The 18,630-nt window shown below is 64.9% G+C and carries 16 protein-coding genes and 1 riboswitch; of the genes, 10 read left to right on the forward strand and 6 right to left on the reverse strand.

Going from position 1 to position 18,630, the window contains the following annotated elements:
• The first annotated feature begins 121 nt into the window (after positions 1 to 121).
• Positions 122 to 223, forward strand: a riboswitch (TPP riboswitch).
• 98 nt (positions 224 to 321) lie between these two features.
• The 8 genes from thiC (at position 322) to B4F51_RS14830 (ending at position 10,420) form a co-directional block, all read left to right on the forward strand.
• Positions 322 to 2,217 carry a phosphomethylpyrimidine synthase ThiC gene (gene thiC, locus B4F51_RS14795; protein WP_296226690.1) on the forward strand — a complete coding sequence of 632 codons (1,896 nt, stop codon included), beginning with the start codon at positions 322 to 324 and terminating at the stop codon, positions 2,215 to 2,217.
• 14 nt (positions 2,218 to 2,231) lie between these two features.
• On the forward strand, positions 2,232 to 3,377 hold the full coding sequence (locus B4F51_RS14800) for an FAD-dependent oxidoreductase (RefSeq protein ID WP_296226691.1): 1,146 nt from the start codon (positions 2,232 to 2,234) through the stop codon (positions 3,375 to 3,377).
• Positions 3,374 to 3,589 carry a sulfur carrier protein ThiS gene (gene thiS, locus B4F51_RS14805; protein WP_296226692.1) on the forward strand — a complete coding sequence of 72 codons (216 nt, stop codon included), beginning with the start codon at positions 3,374 to 3,376 and terminating at the stop codon, positions 3,587 to 3,589. The genes B4F51_RS14800 and thiS overlap by 4 nt, the downstream gene beginning before the upstream one ends.
• A gap of 9 nt (positions 3,590 to 3,598) precedes the next feature.
• The gene (locus B4F51_RS14810) at positions 3,599 to 4,426 is read left to right on the forward strand and encodes a thiazole synthase (protein WP_296226693.1); all 828 of its coding nucleotides are present in this window, start codon (positions 3,599 to 3,601) and stop codon (positions 4,424 to 4,426) included.
• Positions 4,423 to 5,577 (forward strand): thiamine phosphate synthase, encoded by a 1,155-nt coding sequence (locus B4F51_RS14815; protein WP_296226694.1) that lies wholly within the window; start codon positions 4,423 to 4,425, stop codon positions 5,575 to 5,577. Before B4F51_RS14810 ends, B4F51_RS14815 begins: the two co-directional genes overlap by 4 nt.
• A gap of 137 nt (positions 5,578 to 5,714) precedes the next feature.
• Positions 5,715 to 6,194, forward strand: a complete 480-nt coding sequence (locus B4F51_RS14820) for a VOC family protein (RefSeq protein ID WP_296226695.1) — start codon at positions 5,715 to 5,717, stop codon at positions 6,192 to 6,194.
• Between the two features lie 224 nt (positions 6,195 to 6,418).
• The gene (locus tag B4F51_RS14825) at positions 6,419 to 8,812 is read left to right on the forward strand and encodes a T6SS effector phospholipase Tle3 domain-containing protein (RefSeq protein WP_296227083.1); all 2,394 of its coding nucleotides are present in this window, start codon (positions 6,419 to 6,421) and stop codon (positions 8,810 to 8,812) included.
• Positions 8,813 to 8,821: 9 nt separating this feature from the next.
• Positions 8,822 to 10,420: a hypothetical protein gene (locus tag B4F51_RS14830; protein WP_296226696.1), complete on the forward strand. Its 1,599-nt coding sequence runs from the start codon at positions 8,822 to 8,824 to the stop codon at positions 10,418 to 10,420.
• 19 nt (positions 10,421 to 10,439) lie between these two features.
• Here the strand turns inward: B4F51_RS14830 and B4F51_RS14835 are convergent, their stop codons facing one another.
• From B4F51_RS14835 to B4F51_RS14855, 5 genes are all read right to left on the reverse strand, one after another.
• Positions 10,440 to 10,799, reverse strand: coding sequence for a DUF4369 domain-containing protein (locus tag B4F51_RS14835; protein WP_296226697.1), 360 nt, complete (start codon positions 10,797 to 10,799; stop codon positions 10,440 to 10,442).
• A 13-nt stretch (positions 10,800 to 10,812) separates the two neighbouring features.
• Entirely contained in the window at positions 10,813 to 11,724 is a 912-nt protein-coding gene (gene thiD / locus B4F51_RS14840) for a bifunctional hydroxymethylpyrimidine kinase/phosphomethylpyrimidine kinase (protein ID WP_296226698.1), read from the reverse strand.
• Between the two features lie 505 nt (positions 11,725 to 12,229).
• Positions 12,230 to 12,925 carry a hypothetical protein gene (locus tag B4F51_RS14845; RefSeq protein ID WP_296226699.1) on the reverse strand — a complete coding sequence of 232 codons (696 nt, stop codon included), beginning with the start codon at positions 12,923 to 12,925 and terminating at the stop codon, positions 12,230 to 12,232.
• A 77-nt stretch (positions 12,926 to 13,002) separates the two neighbouring features.
• Positions 13,003 to 14,397, reverse strand: a complete 1,395-nt coding sequence (locus B4F51_RS14850) for an alkaline phosphatase (protein ID WP_296226700.1) — start codon at positions 14,395 to 14,397, stop codon at positions 13,003 to 13,005.
• 17 nt (positions 14,398 to 14,414) lie between these two features.
• Positions 14,415 to 15,890: an alkaline phosphatase gene (locus tag B4F51_RS14855; RefSeq protein WP_296226701.1), complete on the reverse strand. Its 1,476-nt coding sequence runs from the start codon at positions 15,888 to 15,890 to the stop codon at positions 14,415 to 14,417.
• A 226-nt stretch (positions 15,891 to 16,116) separates the two neighbouring features.
• Here B4F51_RS14855 and B4F51_RS14860 point away from each other — a divergent pair, with 226 nt between their 5' ends.
• Positions 16,117 to 16,866 carry an AAA family ATPase gene (locus tag B4F51_RS14860; RefSeq protein WP_296226702.1) on the forward strand — a complete coding sequence of 250 codons (750 nt, stop codon included), beginning with the start codon at positions 16,117 to 16,119 and terminating at the stop codon, positions 16,864 to 16,866.
• A gap of 76 nt (positions 16,867 to 16,942) precedes the next feature.
• Here B4F51_RS14860 and B4F51_RS14865 read toward each other — a convergent pair whose 3' ends face one another.
• Positions 16,943 to 17,149 carry a hypothetical protein gene (locus tag B4F51_RS14865; protein WP_414706774.1) on the reverse strand — a complete coding sequence of 69 codons (207 nt, stop codon included), beginning with the start codon at positions 17,147 to 17,149 and terminating at the stop codon, positions 16,943 to 16,945.
• Positions 17,150 to 17,749: 600 nt separating this feature from the next.
• Between B4F51_RS14865 and B4F51_RS14870 the strand changes: the two genes are divergently transcribed.
• The gene (locus B4F51_RS14870; protein ID WP_414706775.1) at positions 17,750 to 18,379 is read left to right on the forward strand and encodes a PAAR domain-containing protein; all 630 of its coding nucleotides are present in this window, start codon (positions 17,750 to 17,752) and stop codon (positions 18,377 to 18,379) included.
• The last annotated feature ends 251 nt before the right edge of the window (positions 18,380 to 18,630 follow it).

Here is an 18,630-nt window from a genome sequence, read left to right on the forward strand (position 1 = left end):
GTTGTCGGTGCGCGCTGCCGCACATTACGCAGGGGTTTGGACTGAAATAACGCCCGCGCCGTCACCCACCGGGTTTTCCTGCTGGCAACGGCGGCAGCCCTGTGCTTAAATTCAGCCTCGTTGGATGAAACAGGGGTGCCGTACGGATGGGCCGTGCGGCTGAGAGAGTCCCTTCGCACCCGATCCGGTTCGTACCGGCGTGGGAAGTTTCAGAACACCGCGTAGTCTCTGGCAGCGCCCCATCAATTCTTCGGGTCACGCCACCTCTCCCGGTTTCGTCCACCGCCTGCTCCACCAGGCCACAGAATCTAGGACGAGACCATGCCCCAAGCCAAAAACGCCCCCGCCGCATCGTTCGACTCGCTGCAGTCCGAGCTCGACCAGAAGTTCGCCTATCCGGCCTCCAGCAAGACCTACATCGTCGGCAGCCGCCCGGACATCCGCGTGCCGATGCGCACCATCAAGCAGACCGCCACGCGCACCGACAAGGGCGAGATGCTGAACCCGCCGGTGCCGGTGTACGACACCTCGGGCCCCTACTCCGATCCGGACGTACACATCGATCTGAAGGCGGGCCTCGCCCCGCTGCGCGCCAAGTGGATCGACGAGCGCGGCGATACGGAAATCCTCTCGGGCCTGTCGTCCGAATACGGCCAGACGCGTGCCAACGACCCGGCTACGGCGCACCTGCGCTTCTCGCACATCTCCAAGCCGCGCCGCGCCAAGGCTGGCGCCAACGTGAGCCAGATGCACTACGCGCGTCGCGGCATCATCACGCCGGAAATGGAGTACGTCGCGCTGCGCGAATCGCTGAACCTGCAAGCGCTGCAAGACAAGCCCGAGTACCGCCAACTGCTCAAGCAGCATCCGGGCTTCTCGTACGGCGCGAACCTGCCGCAGCGCCCGGAAGACATCACGCCGGAATTCGTGCGTGCAGAAATCGCTGCCGGCCGCGCGATCATTCCCGCCAACATCAACCACACCGAGCTGGAGCCGATGGCCATCGGCCGCAACTTCCGCGTGAAGATCAACGGCAACCTCGGCAACTCGGCGGTCACCTCGTCGCTGGCCGAGGAAGTGGAAAAGATGGTGTGGGCGATCCGCTGGGGCGCCGACACCATCATGGACTTGTCCACCGGCAAGCACATCCATGAAACGCGCGAATGGATCCTGCGCAACTCGCCGGTGCCCATCGGCACGGTGCCGATCTATCAGGCGCTGGACAAGACCGGCGGCGTGGCCGAAGACCTGACGTGGGAGATGTTCCGCGACACACTCATCGAACAGGCCGAGCAAGGCGTGGACTACTTCACCATCCACGCGGGCGTGCTGCTGCGCTACGTGCCGCTGACGGCCGACCGCATTACCGGCATCGTCTCGCGCGGAGGCTCCATCATGGCCAAGTGGTGCCTGGCGCATCACAAGGAAAACTTCCTGTACACGCACTTCGACGAGATCTGCGAAATCATGAAGGCGTACGACGTGTCGTTCAGCCTGGGCGACGGTCTGCGCCCCGGTTGCATTGCCGACTCGAACGACGCCGCGCAATTCGGCGAGCTGCACACGCTGGGCGAACTGACCAAGAAGGCGTGGGAGCACGATGTGCAGGTCATGATCGAAGGCCCGGGCCACGTGCCGCTGCAGCGCGTGCAGGCCAACATGGACGAAGAGCTGAAGCACTGCTTCGAAGCCCCGTTCTACACGCTGGGCCCGCTGGTGACCGACATCGCCCCGGGCTACGACCACATCACCAGCGGCATCGGTGCGGCCAACATCGGTTGGTACGGCACGGCCATGCTGTGCTACGTCACGCCCAAGGAACACCTGGGCCTGCCGGACAAGGAAGACGTGCGCGAAGGCATCATCACCTACAAGATCGCCGCGCACGCGGCCGACCTTGCCAAGGGCTGGCCGGGTGCGCAGCTGCGTGACAACGCGCTGTCGAAGGCACGCTTCGAATTCCGCTGGGAAGACCAGTTCAACCTCGGCCTCGATCCGGAGAAGGCACGCGCCTTCCACGATGAAACGCTGCCGGCCGAGGGCGCCAAGATCGCGCACTTCTGTTCGATGTGCGGTCCGAAGTTCTGCTCGATGAAGATCACGCAGGAAGTGCGCGATTACGCGGCATCGCTCGATTCCAACGCCACAGCCGCAGTCCAGGGCATGGAAGAGAAGTCGATCGAGTTCCGCAAGACAGGCGGCAAGATCTACAGCTAACCACAACCGGTGCAATGTCAACCTCGACTTCATTCGACGTAACGATCCTCGGCGGCGGCCTCGCTGGCCGCCTGTGTGCCTGGCAACTCGCGCAGACGGGGGTGCCGCCCGCGCGCATTGCCGTGGTGGAGCGCGGCCCGCGCGACGGCAGCGGTGCCGCTGCGTTTGTCGCAGCCGCGATGCTCGCCCCGCTGGCCGAAGCCGCCGTGGCCGATCGTTTTGTCGTGGACTTGGGGTTGGCAAGCCTGGCGCTGTGGCGCGATTGGTTGCCGAAGCTGCGCACGCCGGTCTTCTTCCAGGAGGCCGGCACGCTGGTAGTGTGGCACGCGGCAGACCGTGGAGAGGCATCGCTGTTTGCCAACCACGTGCGCAATGCCGCGCCGCCCGAGCGCGTGGCCTCCGATCTGCGTGCCGTAGACGCGGCGGGCATTGCCCAGCTCGAGCCGCTGCTCGCACAACGTTTCACGCAGGGGCTGTATCTGGCGGGCGAAGGCCAACTGGACCCGCGCGGCGTGTTGGATGCGCTGGCGACAGAGCTTGAAGCGCTGGGCGTGCAACTGCGCTGGAACACGGAAGTGGCGGATCCGAGTCCCGACGCGCTGGCCGCTGCGGGGCTTGGCGCGCGCCTCGTGCTCGATTGCCGTGGCCTCGGTGCCAAGCCGCAATGGCCGCGCCTGCGTGGCCTGCGCGGCGAAGTGGCCCGCATCCATGCGCCGGACGTGTCGCTCACGCGACCGGTGCGCATGCTGCATCCGCGCTACCCGCTGTACATCGCGCCCAAGCCGGGCAACGTGTACGTGATCGGTGCGACCGAGCTGGAATCCGACGACATGTCGCCGGCCAGTGTCCGCTCCACGTTGGAATTGCTCTCCGCTGCGTACGCTGTGCACCCCGCCTTTGGCGAGGCGCGCGTGCTGGAGCTGAACACGCAGTGCCGCCCGACTTTGCCCGACCATCGCCCGGCCATCCGCTGGGATGGCATCAGCACGCTGTCGGTGAACGGCCTGTACCGGCACGGCTACATGATTGCGCCCGCCGTGACGCAAGCTGCCGTGGCGGCTGCGCGTGCGCTGCTGGACGGCAGCACCATCGATGCGAACGACGGCGAATGGCGCGAGCTGTTCGCTGATGCCGCATCCCCCGAACCTGTTTTGTCATGACGCTGAACGTCACCCTCAACGACCTGTCGCTTGCGCTGCCTGCGGGCAGCACGCTGGCCGACGCCATTGGTGCTGCCACGCCGCAACTGCAGATCGCGCCGCCGTTTGCCGCATCGGTGAATGGCGATTTCGTGCCCAAGGCGCGCCATGCGCAGCATGCGCTCAACGCTGGCGACCGCATTGCGCTCGTGCAGCCCGTCGTGGGCGGCTAGGAGTCTTCGATGACCACTACCAATCTTTCCACCGTGGCTGACCCGCTGCGCCTGTACGACGAGACCTTCGCCTCGCGCCTGCTGCTCGGCACGGCGCGTTATCCATCGCCGCAATCGCTGGAAGACGCGGTGCGCGTGTCCAACCCAGCCATGCTGACGGTCGCGCTGCGCCGCCAGAGCGCCGGTTCGCCCGATGGTGGCGCCAGTTTCTGGAAGATGCTGCGCGCACTCGGCGTGCCCGTGCTGCCGAACACCGCCGGCTGCTATTCCGCCGACGAGGCTTACACCCTCGCGCAGATGTCGCGCGAAGTGTTCGAGACGGATTGGATCAAGCTCGAAGTCATCGGCGACGATTACACGCTGCAGCCCGACACGCTCGCATTGCCGGCCGCCGCCGAACGCCTCATCAAGGACGGCTTCAAGGTGCTGCCGTATTGCACAGAAGACCTCGTGCTGTGCCGCCGCCTGCTCGACGTCGGCTGCCAGGCGCTGATGCCGTGGGCCGCGCCCATCGGCACCGGCCGCGGGCCCACCAATCCGTACGGCCTGCGCTTGTTGCGCGAGCGCCTGCCCAACGTGCCGCTCATCGTCGATGCGGGCCTGGGTGTGCCGTCGCACGCCACGCAGGTCATGGAGTGGGGCTACGACGCGGTGTTGCTGAATACCGCCGTTGCGCAAGCCGGTGATCCGGTGGCGATGGCGCGGGCGTTTGCGATGGCCACGCAGGCCGGTCGCCTTGCACGCCTGTCTGGCCCGATGCCGGAGCGTGATGTGGCGCAGGCGAGCACGCCGGTTGTGGGCTTGCCGTTCTGGCATGCCGAGGAGAAGAGTGCATGAGCGAATCGGCTCTGCGTTTCTCCGCCGCTTGGCCGGAAGCGGCTGCACTGGCCGCACAGATCATCGATCGCCATGTGGACGCCTTTGGCCGCGCGCCGCACGCCTGGAGCGTGACTGACCGCGCTGAAGAAGCAACCAGCTCCACCACTGTTCTGCTGACGACGGACGCCGCACAAGCCGAACGCGCGCGCACGGCAGGTGCCGCTGTCGTATTGGCTGCAACGGAAGGCGATCAGCGCATCGACACCGTGCACGATCGCCTCGGCACGTATCGCTTCGCCTCTGCGGCAGCAGGCGATGCGCTCGACGCTCGCTTTGTCGCCGTGTTCGGCGCGGCGCTGGCGCTGGCATTCGAGCCGCGCGATGCGCTGTGCGTGGCGCGCGCGTGGATCGCCGAGGGCAATGCCGACGCGCTCGCCTGGCCGACCCGCTTCAATGCCCTGCCCCGCGTGCTCGAACCGGCGTTGCCGTGTCCGACCGCAGCGGACCTCGCCTTTGCGCCGTGCCCGACGCAACTCGGCATCTACGCCGTCGTGCCGGACGCGGATTGGATCGAGCGCCTTGTCGCGCTCAAGGTGCCGACGGTGCAACTGCGCTTCAAGTCGGACGATGCGCAAGCCGTGGTCGACCAAGTGCGCCGCGCAGAGGCGGCTGCACGTGGCAGCAGTACGCGCCTGTTCATCAACGACCATTGGCGCGTGGCGCTGGACGTGCACGCGCAGGTGCCCAGCGGCGGCATCTACGGCATTCACCTCGGCCAGGAGGATATCGACGAGGCTGACCTGGTGGCGATCCGCTCAGCCGGTTTGCGCCTGGGCATCAGCACGCACGGTTACGCAGAGATGCTGCGCGTCGCACCGCTGAACCCCAGCTACCTCGCGCTCGGCGCCGTGTTTGCCACGCCCACCAAGAGCATGCCGACTGTGCCGCAGGGCCTCGGCCGGTTGTTCGCCTATGCGGCAGCCATGCGCACGCGCGTGCCGGCGCCGCCACTGGTCGCCATCGGCGGCATCGATCTGGCAGCGATGCCCCGCGTGCTGGAGTCTGGCGTCGGCTGCGTGGCCGTGGTGCGTGCCATCACCCAGGCGGCGGACGTGCCTGCCGCCGTCGACGCACTGCAAGCGACGTTCGCGGCGCACGTGCACGCCTGATACACCACAAGGGTTGCGCGCGGCGGATTGCTGCGCGCAACCGGCATCTGCCTGACCTATCCTGTTCGTGCGCTGCTGCAGGCGGCCATCGTGGCTGCCGTGGCGGCGCATTCTCATTCACGCTGCAGGAGACAGACATGGCGGTCAAGCCCATTCCCGAGGGTTACCACAGCGTCACCCCGTACCTGAGCATCAAAGGCGCCGCAAAGGCGATCGAGTTCTACAAGAAGGCGTTCGGCGCCACCGAACTCCTGCGCATGGACGGCCCCAACGGCACCATCGCGCACGCCGAAATCCGCATCGGCGATTCCCCCATCATGCTGTCGGATGAAACGCCGAACATGGCCTGCGCCAGCCCCGACACGCTGCAGAGCACGTCGGTCGGAATGATGATCTACGTACCCAACGTCGATACCGTGTTTGCGAATGCGCTGAAGGCAGGTGGCACGGAAGTCCGCCCGGTGGTGGATCAGTTCTACGGCGACCGCTCCGGCACGCTCAAAGACCCGTTCGGCCACGTGTGGACCGTGTCCACGCATGTGGAAGACGTGGCGCCCGATGAGATGGCCAGGCGCATGGAGAAGTGGACGAAGGAGCAGGCAGCGGCATCGGCCTGACATCGGGAGCAGCAAAGAAAAAAGCGCGGACGTGAGCCGCGCTTTTTTTCTTCCTGCGTTCTCGACTAACTACCGCGTTGGACATATCCCCTCGTTGTTCATTGCGTGCAGGCCTCGGGTGCCATGAAGTCAAAGAGTGTTGAGTTCCGCCGATTTCGTGCGCAACGGTCAGACACTGATGGATCTCTGTGCATTCGCATCTTCCCACCTTGAGGTCCTGCACGATGACTCCTCCCGACCACACTCTTCCCGAAACATCTGTCACGGCCCGCCGTCGCCCTTTCTGCGGGATTCAAGCCGAAGCGCTCACCTTGCCCGGTTGCCCGTGCCTGAGCGTTGTCTACCCCGCACCGCTGCCCGGCGTCATCATCTTCGTGCATGGCGTCAACTCCAGCGGCGAATGGTTCGACGCTGCGGAGGAGGGCCTTTGCAAGGGGCTCAATGCCCGGCTGCAGCGCAATGACGATCAGGTCGCCTACCCCAAGGAGAGCGGCAAGCTCCGCCCCATGCGATACACGGCCGAACTGACGGAAGACGGCTATATATCCGACGACCTCAAAGCCAATACCTTTGTCCAACCAGGCAGCGGCAGGAGCCCCGTCATCCGCTTCCGCTGGGGCTACAAAGCCAGCAGCGAAGACGTCGTCCAGGAAGACGGTACCGTCCGCAACGAGCTTGCCAGTGTGGGCGGCAATATCCTGCTCGACGAGAAAAACGCCTGGGGCGGCGGTCCCTTCGTCAATGGCGCCTCCGCCCTGCCGGATCTGTTCGGCAAGGGCACCGACAGTGAGGTCTTGGGCGGTCTGTTCGAACTCCAACACCTGCAAACCAGCGACCGCCAGATCTACAGCGCTCCCACGCGCCACTACCAGGCCTTTGCAGCTTGGCGGCTAGCCAAGCTGGTTGCCCGCATCCGCGAGCTGCACCGCGACATCTTCGAACGCGATTGCCCCATCACCGTCGTCTGCCACAGCCAGGGCAACATGGTGGGCTTGGCCTCTGCCTACTTCGGCGCCAACCATCCCGAGTTCCAATCATTGGGCGTAGCCGACACCTACGTCCTCGCCAACCCACCCTACAGCCTGCGCGGTAGCCGCCTGGATAACTTCAGCCAATTCGACGGCGCAGGTCGCGTCACCTACGACGCGCGCGTTGCCGGCCTCAAGGGCTTCTTCGACATCGTGCGCCACTTCCAGGGCCGGGCCCAGCACTACAGCCACCACGCCGTGGATCAGCTCGGATTCAACGCGTGTCCCCAGAATGGCGATAACCCGCGCACTGCCGCTCTGGACAGCGCAGACCACCAGACCCGTGGGCACGTCTTCCTCTACTGTTGCCCGCACGACCGGGTCATTTCTGTTGCTCCCGTTCAGGGCATGGGCTGGCTGGGCATGAACAAGGACGACGTGAAGGCCACCGAAGCCCATGACATCCTGTTCCAACGCGTCTGGGCACAAACCAAGCCGGGCACCCCTTACAAGGTGGGCGCAGAACCGGGCTATCGATACCGCTACTGGCATGACACCATCGGCGCCATGCCGGCCGATGCAGGCAGCGGCTGGGATGACACCACCGGCACCTTCAAACCGCGGAACACCAAGCCCACCTTCTGGAGCCCGTCTGCCGACACCGCGAGTGTTTCCTTCGCCAGAATCTGGGGCGATTCGCGCAAGAGCATTTGGGGCAAGCTTCTCGCCAGCGCTGCGGGTGTTCCGATCCAAGCCCTCATGTGGGGTGGCCAAGCCGTCAAGGGCGCCACCAACGTTAATGCCGACCCAGCGGATGACTGGGCCGTGCTGGTCAATGCCCCCAAGGTGCCCAGCGGCGGCATCGTGCCCCAGGCCGTCTACCTGCCGCACGGCGAGCCTCGACCCGGCGAGACCTCACATCCGGATGGCGTGCGCACCATCGGCCCCTTCAACGCGCACAAGGAATCCGCCAGCGATGCGCTGAACCGCAAGCGGAGCATCCCCGAAGGGCAGTTCGACCCCTACGCCAAGCAACGCAAGTCCGGCCACGGCAATGCCACCAGCGAAGCTGCCATGCGCTACGACCAGAACGCCGGGGTGCGCCAGCGCGCGCGGCGCGAACTCTACAACGACGACGGCACCGTCAGGAAGGGCGTGCCCTTTGCGGAAGACGACGTCGCGAAGATGAACGCCGCACAACACCACACCTTGCGCGGCACCACGTTTGGCGCTTTCGAACAGCAAGAGCGCACGGCGCTGATGAAGGACGGCGAAGACGCGCAAGCCACCAACCACTCCACCATCCTCACCAACGCCGCGCATGCAGAGCACGTGCTTGCCTATGACGTGGATGTGGGCCTGTGCCACTTCGATGAACCGCTGATGAACCAGTTGCGGCGGATGGCGGATTGGCGGTGGTGTAAGCCAGAGAGGACTGATGAATATCCAGCGGGACGCGACCGCAAGAAGGACAGCGAGTTCACGTACTACGGCACGAAGGCGGCGCTCTACGACAACGGCTCGTTGGACCAACACGAAAACCTAGCCGCCACCAAGGGTGCTGTCAGGGCTATCGGCATTGACGACGCGCGCAATCCCGGGCGCTTAGATGCGCACCACGTGTCGCCAGGCGGACCACGCCACGCCTAAGGAGCCAGCATGCGCAATCCATTTCATTCCACCTCTTATCGGTGTGCAGCCACCCACGCGCTAGCCGTCGCCTGCCTGTTGCTTACTGCCTGTCAATCCGGAGTCCAGATGCCCACCAGTAAAACCTACTACCGCCAACCCATCGCTTGGCCGCGCATGCAAACGCAAGCACAACAAGGTGATCCGGCCCAAGCCCCCGCCGCTGTCCTGCTTGGCGTGCAATGGCTCAACCCGCTAATGCGCCGCAGTTACCCAACTCAATGGAATCTACTGTGGGCACAGGGGCTTGCACAGACCAATGACGACGACCTGCAGGCGAAGCGCTTCAAGCTGGGCGATGCAGTGGGGCAGTTGACGCTTGGCTTGTCGCGCCGTGAACGGTTGGAGGACTTTCCACATGTAAAGCGCGACAGATTCGAGTCGGCATTGAGCAAATTGATTACCGCCCCACTGCTCACCTTTAACGACTACCTGGAGGACGCGAATTATTTCTATTCCCTGAAGCGCGGCACCAGCCGCCCAAACTACCTCGACCCGAACGTGTTCTTTGGGTTGCCGCGCGAGTGGTTGAACACGCCAACCTACCTTGATGACACTCACCCCAGTACCGGCCAGAAGAGTCTTTTGAAAGAACAGGAAGCCATGGGCATGCCCGCGCCCAGCATCCTCGCCTACGACGCCGCCCACGCCGAAGAGCGCATGCGCGACTATTGGGTCACCTTGCACAAAGACGACAAGGGCAAGACCGTGCGTGGCTTGCGCGTCTTCCGGGAAATGATTATTGGCGAGCGCACCTTGTCGCTGCTGGCAGTTCGACGGCTTGTGTTTCACGAGATTGCCAGCGATGCCCAAGCTAAGAGCATGCTGCTCAACCCCGAGGGCAAACTGCCCAACGTAACGGTATCGGCAGGCGATACCAATGTGGGCTTCTACAACCTGCAAGACGCCCTCAAGTTCCTGGCGCAACACCCCAACAAGCTGGCGTGGGTGTGGAACGTGGATGCGCCCAACTATCCCATGGGCGAGCAGACCAACGAAAACACCGCCCTGCTGATCCTTGGCCACCCGAGTGCGGATTGGGGCTATACAGCGCTGGCTTCGATCTGCACGCCGCATCGGCATCGAGGCGCCATTGGCAACAAGGCGGCCAACTCCGGTGGGGCGTGGACGGGGCTCATGCAAGCTGTGCAAGCGCAGGCCTCAGAGCAGCACCCGGTCGAGCGGGTCTACTACGACGTGCCAAAACATGCGGCCAACATCAACACTTTGATGGGGCCGCTGCGCGCTGCTATTCACCAGCAGTGGCCAGACCTCGACCAGATCGCCAACGTGTATAGCGTGGCTGAACACATGGAGGGGCCGGCACGGGCAGCAAGCTTTGCCGTCAATGCCGCGTTTGCGGCGGCGTATGCCAACCAGAGCGGCAAGAGTGCCGTCGTCACCAGCGTGGCCGACGCGACCGACAGCTGGGCAGTGCTGATCGGTCCGCCGCCGGGCTGGCAGCCCAAGCCGCCGGTGACCTATTGGCCGCGCGCACGAGGTGAAAACCGGGCGTACTGGGCGTGGTTTGGGGAGCGGACCGGTGGCAACAAGGCTGATGTTCCATGAAGCCCGTTACCAGGTAGGTTCAGCGCGGCTGGCACGTCACCTGCACATTGTTCACGTCCCCACTGACCGTGCCGCTGCCATTGGTCACCACGCAGTTGGCCGATGCGGGCTGCGTGCTGATCGTCACCAGGTAGCTGCCGTTGAACGGCACCAGCCCGCCAAACACGAACGTGCCGTTGGCGGCCAGCGTGAGCGAATCGCGGCCGTTGTTGAGCAACACGATCGACTGGCCGTCAGGCAGCCCGGTCAACGTGCCGCCAATCGAGAAGACGCCGCCGATGGGCGAGCCGATGCTGATGTAGCCATTACAGGCACCAAGCAGCGCGCACAGCGCAGCCACCGGAAGGTGGCGAACCAGCATGATCGGCAGGCGTTTCATGGCAGCTCCCTGATCAGTCTTCCTCAACATCCGCTTCAAGCGAACGCGGTGCCGCGAGCGGCCGCGGCGCGAACCCGTGGTTCAACGGACCGGCGCCGCGCCCGAGCGCCAAGTGGCGGCCCGCGCCGATGGCGTGCAGCAGGTAGTCGAGCGAGGCTTCGATGGCGGCTTCCAGCGTGTCGCCGCGTGCCAGGTGCGCGGCAATGGCGGCAGACAGCGTGCAGCCCGTGCCGTGCGTGTGCGGCGTGTCGATGTAGGTATGGGCGTAGATGCGCTCGGCGCCGTCGACCGTGACGAGCACGTCTTGCAGTACGCCGCCTTCGCCGACGGTGGACGCGTCGGCCAGGTGTCCACCCTTGAGCAGCACGGCGCGAGGCCCAAGCGCCAGCAAGTCGCGCGCGGCAGGCAGCATGTCGTCGGCCGTGCGCACCTCGCGGCCGAGCAATGCGCTTGCCTCGGGCAGGTTCGGCGTGACGAGCAGCGCGCGCGGGAACAGCCATTTCGCCATCGCCTGCGCCGTGGCGTCGCTGCCGAGTTGCGCGCCGCTGGTGCTGACCATGACTGGATCGACGACAAGGTTGGCGATGGGATGCCGATCCAGCGCGGAGACGATCGCTTCCACCACCTGTGGCGTACCGAGCATGCCGGTCTTGGCCGCATCGACGCCGATGTCGCCTGCCACGGCATCGATCTGCGCGGCCACGATGTCGGGGGTGAGCGATTCGACCGCCGTCACGCCCAGCGTGTTCTGCGCGGTGATGGCCGTGATGGCCGACATGCCATAGCAGCCGAGCGCGGCAAACGTCTTCAGGTCGGCCTGGATGCCGGCGCCACCACCGCTGTCCGATCCGGCGATGGTGAGCACGCGCGGCACGTGCGAGGCGGGAGCGGCAAACGCAGCGAGGGTCGGGTCGGTGATCGGCATGGCGCGTGCGAACGTTTGAGATGTGTTCGCACTATAGCGCCATCGCGGCCGGACCGACGGCCGGGTTCTGCCCCCCGGAAGGCGAGGGTTTCAGGCGCAAGCGCGAAGCGAAAACCGTGGAGCGTGACGGTTTTGGGCTCGGGCGTGAGGCACAGACCATGAGGGGCGATCGTTTCCCGCGCGCATGCGAGCCTCAGACCGTGGAGCACGAGGCCCAAACCGTGGCGCGCCACCGCGTCAGGGTCGAACGCGAGGCCCGGAGCGCGGCGCCCCGCCTTCAAAGGACCAGTTTGTTGGCTTGTGGAGAGCCGCGCGTGGGGCTCGGAGCCCGGTACGCCGCCCACCAAGGCTGGCGCGTGTGGGTTGGTGCGTGGAAGGCGGCCGTCCGAGGTCGAAAATTTGAAGCTCGGAGAGCGGAGCATGGGTCTTGGAACCCGGCGCTCGGCTCTCCGAGCCTGGAGCGCGAGGCTTTTTGCCTTGCGCTCGGGAGGCAGACGGTCGCGCGTCAGTCCATCAGGTCGGTGTAGTCGGCGGCGGCGTAGCGCTGGGCGCGCTCCCACGGTGCTGCGGCCGGCGCCGGCAATGCCGTCACGCGCGTGAGCTTGCGTTGGGTGCCGGTGGCGTTGCGCGATTCCACGCGGCGCGGGTATTGGCCTGCCACATCCCATTCCACCGTGACGGTACGCTCGCCCTGCGTCGATCGATAGGTCTGGACGCCATTGCGCACCGGGCCTGCGGCACGCATGCCCTTGAGCGCGGCCGGGTCGAGCAGGTGATAGGCCGTCGCCCATGAGCCGTCGAAGCCGATGTTGGAATATTCGGCCGGTTCCACGGCGTAGTTTTTCTGCTGCGACTCGCTCACCACGCGCACGGTGAGCGCGCCCTTGGCGTCGCGCTCGATCCAGCGCGGGGCGGTGTCGGTCTCGGCGTGCTTGTGGCCGGCGTGGGCATTGGCCTGATCGTGCTCGGCGTGGGCTGACTCGGGCGGCAACTCGCGCGCGATCCAGACGCGGTCGCCCTGGCGGTAGACGCGCTCGGCAAAACGGGCGTCACGCTGGATGCCGTCGGTGCCGAGCGACGAGAGCTGATGCTCGACGCGCAGCGCGGTCAGCGGGGGCGACGCCGCCGGGCCAGCGGCCTGTGCCGTGGCAGTGAGCGCGGTGAAGACAAAGGTGAGCAGAAAACGGGCAGGTCGGATCATGCGAAATCGATGCGGCAAAAAACGAAAAAAAGCGCATGCCGAAACAATCGGCATGCGCGTCAAAGGAAACGCCGGAATCAGAGGCCCATGGCCGTCTTGACCACGCCGAACACTTTCGTGTTGTCCAGCGTGCCCTTCAGCGGTGTGCTGCCAGGACCAGAGGAGAACAGCATCACATCACCGCCGCCGTGCGTTTCCGAGCCGGGCGTGCCGAGCTGCACGCCCACTTCCTGCAAGTAGTCATCCGCCGTGGTGTCGACTGCGGCCACGTTGTCGCGCGTGGCGCGGCGCGTGGTGCCGCCGTTGCCGAACACCAGCGTGGTGTAAGGCAGGCCGTCGGCAGCCAGTTGCGGCTGGCGGGTCTTGATGTCGGTCGACACGCCCAGGATCGGGTTGCCCTTGTGCGGGTAGCCGTTGATCGTCATCGTGTGGTCGTGGTCGGCCGTGACGACGATCAGCGTGTTCGACAGATCCACCGTGCCGAGCGCGCGCTTGATGGCTTCGTCAAACGCGCCGGCATCTTCCAGCGCGCGCTTGGCGTTGGTGCCGTGCAGCGCGTGGTCGATGCGGCCGCCTTCCACCATCAGGAAATAGCCCTTGCCGTTCTTCTGCAGCACACGGATGGCCTTCTCGGTCATGTCGGCCAGGCTGGGCTCGTCCACGCTCTTCTTCACGCGGTCCAGCTCGTAGTTCATGTGGTCCAGGTTGAACAGGCCGAGCAACTTGTTGGTGGTGGCCGGGTTGACCGCCGCCAGTTGCGTGCCGGTGGACACATAGGTGTAGCTGGCCGCCTGGAACTGGGCGATCAGGTCGGTGGTGTCGGTGCGCTTGCTGCCGGCGGTGCCCTGCGGCAGGTAGTGGCGGCGGCCACCGCCCAGCAGCACGTCCAGGCCGTCCTTGAGGGCGGCGTTGTACAGCGCGTTGCCCGGCGCGCCTTGTGCGGCGATCTGGTTTTCACCATCGCGGTGGCAGATGTGTGAGTACGTGGCCGCCGGCGTGGCATGCGTGACGCGCGTGGTCGTGACTGCGCCCACCGACTTGCCGGCCGCCTTGGCGAGTTCCAGCAGCGTAACGGCCGGGGTGCCGTTGTTGGCCGGGCACGTGCTGTCGGCACCGCTCACGTAGCCCTTGCCGGTGGCATCGCTGGCCTTGGTGTCGGCCGACATGGAGATGACCTCGTTGTTCATCTTCACGCCGGTCATGTACGCCGACATCGACGGCGCGCTGTCGGTGGTCTGCGCATCGTTGGAGTACGTCTTGATGCGCGCCGTGCGCTTGAGCGATTCCATCGTCAGGCGGCCGCCCTCGCCCACCTTGTAGATGCGCGTGGCGGTGACGGTGGTCGGGCCCATGCCGTCGCCCAGGAAGAAGATCACGTTCTTGGCTTCACCGGCGGCGTGCGCTTGGGCACAGGCACCGGCTGCCAGCGCCAGCAGGCTGGCGCGCACGATACGGTTCGATTGCTTGTTCATGATTTGCCCTCTCCCTCTTACAGACCCACGGCCTGCTTGATGAGGCCGAAGACCTCGGTGTTGTCCATCGTGCCGGTAAAGCGCTCGGCTCCCAGGCCGCGTGCGCCGATGAAGACATCGGTGCCGCCGTGCGTTTCGCCGCCCGGCGCGACCGGGATCACGGCTTCCTGGTGGTAGGCCTTGTCATACACGGCAGCATCGGTCAGCGCGCCGCGCGTGGCCGGGCGGTTCTCACCCGTGCCGAAGCCGATGATGGTGAACGGGTTGCCGGCCGTGTCGGTGGCGTTGGCGCCCGTCACGTAGTTCTTGAGCAGGCCCAGCACGCCGGGGTTGCTGTCGCTGGTCGGGCCCGTGCGCTTGGCGTAGCCGTTGAGCACCAGCGTGTGGTCGTGGTCAGCCGTCACGACGATCAACGTGTTCTTCAGGCCCGGGTCGATCGTGTTGAGCTTGTCGATTGCGCCGCGGATGGCGGAGTCGAATGCCACGGTGTCCTGCAGTGCCTTGCGGGCGGTGGTTTCGTGCAGCGCGTGGTCGATGCGGCCGCCTTCCACCATCAGGAAGAAGCCCTTCTTTTTGGCGGCCAGCACATCGATGGCCTTGTTGGTCATCTCGCCCAGGCTCGGTTCCTTGGTCGGGTCGCGATCTAGGTCGTACGACATGTGGCTGCTGGTGAACAGACCCACGACCTTGCCGTCGGTGGCTTGCAGCGTGTCGAACTCGGCCTTGTTGCTGGCGTAGCGATAGCCGCCGGCCTTGAGTTCAGCGATCAGGTCGCGGCCGTCGGTGCGGGCGCCGCCTGCGGTGCTCGGCTGGAAGTGCTTGCGCCCGCCGCCGAAGACGACGTCCACGCCATCGCCCAGCGCGGCGTTGAAGCCCTTGCCGGCCGGCGTGAGCTGCGCGGCGATGGTGTTCTCGCCGTCGCGGTGGCAGATGTGCGAATACGTGGCGGCCGGCGTGGCGTGCGTGATGCGCGTGGTGGTGACCACGCCCGTGCCGTAGCCCGCAGCCTTCATCAGTTCGAGCAGCGTGGTGACGGGCTTGCCGTTGCCGTTCGGGCAGGTGCTGTCGGCGCCCGAGATGTAGTCCTTGCCGCCCGCGTCATAGGCCATCGTGTCCGCAGACATGGAGATGACCTCGTTGTTCATCTTCACGCCGGTCATGTAAGCCGACATCGACGGCGCGGAGTCGGTCACCTGCGCGTTGTTCGAGAAGGTGCGCACGAAGCCGGTTTCCGGCAGCGTGTCCATGGTCAGCTCGCCGTCTTCGCCCACCTTGTAGATGCGCGCGGCAGTCATGGTGGTCATGCCCATGCCGTCACCCAGGAAGAACACGACGTTCTTGGTCGGGCCCGACGGGTTGGTCGGCGTGCCGGCATCCGGCGTGGCATTGCCGGCGTTGCTGGACGTGCCGTCGCTACCACAGGCGGTGAGGGCCGCCATGGCGACTGCGGCCGCCACGGCGGCGGCGTACTTCGTAAGTTTGTGATTGTGCATCGTTGGCTCCCTGAACGATGCCCGGCACTTTGGTGGCCGCGTGTTGCACGTCTGTGATGCGGGCTCGCCACTTCTTAACCGGATCGCAAGGTTGGCCTGTGACAACGCATTGACACTGCCGCGTGATGCGCGTTACAGCGGCTCCGTTGCCTGAGCAGGTAGCCGCTCGCGAGCCGGCACGCGGCGCGATACGATGCGGCATCTCCGATTCGCCCTGCGCCGCCCCATGCTTACCCACCAGTTCGTCAGCCACGTCACGCTGCGGCGCGACACCGTTGCCGCGTTCGATGCGTATCCGTTCAGCCTGCCCGCCGTGCGCGCGCTCGACGCGCTGGAGCTGCATCCCAAGGTCACGTTCCTCGTCGGCGAAAACGGCTCGGGCAAATCCACGCTCATGGAGGCGATTGCCGTGGCGCTCGGCTTCAACGCCGAGGGCGGCTCGCGCAACTTCAACTTCAGCACGCATGCATCGCACTCCGAGCTGCACGCGCATCTGCGCATTGCCCGGGGCTTTCGCAAGCCGCGCACCGAGTTCTTCCTGCGCGCCGAGAGCTTCTTCAACGTGGCCACGAATATCCAACAGATGGATGAGGAGCCCGGCCTGGGCGGGCGCGTGATCGATTCCTACGGTGGCCGATCGCTGCATGCGCAATCGCATGGGGAATCGTTTCTCGCGTTGCTGATGAACCGCTTCGGCCCGAACGGCCTGTATCTGCTCGACGAACCCGAGGCGGCACTGTCACCGCAGCGGCAGCTGGCGGTGCTCACGCGCCTGCATGACTTGGTGCAGGCGGAAAGCCAGTTTGTGATCGCCACGCACTCGCCCATCCTGATGGCCTATCCCGACGCTTGGATTTATCAATGTGACGGAGACGGCATTCGGCGCATCGCCTATGAAGAGACCGAGCACTTTCAGGTGACGCGAGACTTTTTGGCGAATCCGCAGCGGACGCTGAACATGCTGCTGGAGCAATGAACTGCCGTGGTGGCGGTCGAATCCGCTGACTCGGCGGCATATCCCCGGCCCGCCCCGGGGAAACGTTCATTTGTTGCTAGTGGGCGCACACCTGCCGGCGTTCGATGGCGGCCAACACTTCCCACGTGCGCGGATCTACGTCGCTCCCCCCGAGCGACATCGCTAGGTACGCATCGATAGCATCGATAAAGCCCTTCACGAATGCCGGTGGATACGCATGTTCCGAGAAGTACGTGATCTGCTCGCGCAGCATGCCCAGTCGCCGTTGGCGATGGGTCTGCATGTCGGAGCGCGTGCGGCACAGAAACGCGCGCGCTGAGACTGCGCCGTCGAGGTAGGGCGATTTTTGGTCAGCGACATACGGCACCTCCTGACGGCGTGGGAAGCAAGGGGTGCCAAAGGGGCGGGGAAGGGTAAGACGCGGGGCGATGCCCGCTGAGTGCGGTAGCCATGTGGCCTCCGGGGATAGGTAGAGGGAGGCTCGCCGCTCGCTGCGAAACGAGGGTTGCGGGCCTGACGACAGGGTTCGCAGACCGGCCTCCTATCCCAGCATTGCCGGCAGACCCGAAGGTCTCCCTGCCCGGCCCGCCATGAAAAGCATAGGCGTGCACAAGCACCGGACATGAAAACGCCGCGCGAAAGGCGGCTGTCCGTCTGGGAAAAAAGAGGAGGAGATGGGCTGCGAAACCCGGTCACCGTTGAGGCGGTGACGGTGGGGGTTATAGCGACGGGATCAACGTGCTCCGCTGTCATATTTCGCCAAATCCGCGAAATCAGTCGATTTGCCCAAGACAATTCATAGAAGCCACCGGCATCGCCAGAGTCGATGCCTGTATAGGGGCGAATGACAAATCGAAACGGAGAGATGCGTTATGTGGAGCGAATGGAGACCATGCTGCACGGTGGAGGTCGGACCATGATGCGAAGAATTGCTGTTGTCGGTGACACGCTTCTGAATGGCGGAACGATCCTGTCCTATGCGGGGCCTGCCTGCACCTTTGGAGATGCTGGTCACCAAGTCGCCCTGATTGGCGGCCAAGCCTACTGCGAGGTGTGCAAGAGCGTCGGCATCATTACCAAGGCGGGTGGCCCCCGCCGGATGAATTTCATGGGCGAAGTTGCTTTGGATGGTGACGAGGTGCTGTGCAAATGCCTGCATCCAAAGCGCATCGTTGCAGTGCTTGCGGGCGAAGCTTGGTATGAGGACATGGGCGGTGCGAGAGGTACGCGCTATCAGTCAGGTGCCGATTTTTCCGATGCAGCACAGGCCAACTCACTTGGGCACTACGACCTGTTCTTTCATGCAAAGCACGAGCAGACAGGAAAAGACCTCTGCCACGTGGGTTACAGAATCACTCTTGAAGACGGCAGGCAATTTGTGGGCGTGACTGATGAGAATGGCTACACGTTGAACGTTGCCGCTGACAGAGCGCTTAACGCAAAAATCGAGATTCCATACTATGACAACAGCCCAACTGACACCTCAAGCGAATCAGAGCCCTGCGCTTGTTAGTGGAGGCAACGAATTGAGCGGTGCGCAATGGGTTGCTAGGTTTCCTGGAAGCGATAACACGTCAGCGCTGACACCCGAATTCCGCCAATCCGTAGATCGCTTCATTGAGGCCATGCGAAATGCTGGCGCCACTATCAGGGTCTCCGCGACATATCGCCCGCCACAGCGCGCGTACTTGATGCATTGGTCATGGAAAATTTCCCATGGGACGCCTCCGTCGTCCGTCCCTTCAATGGATGGCGTTAACATCG

It is taken from the genome of Ralstonia sp. UBA689 (genome assembly GCF_002298975.1).
Taxonomy (GTDB): domain Bacteria; phylum Pseudomonadota; class Gammaproteobacteria; order Burkholderiales; family Burkholderiaceae; genus Ralstonia.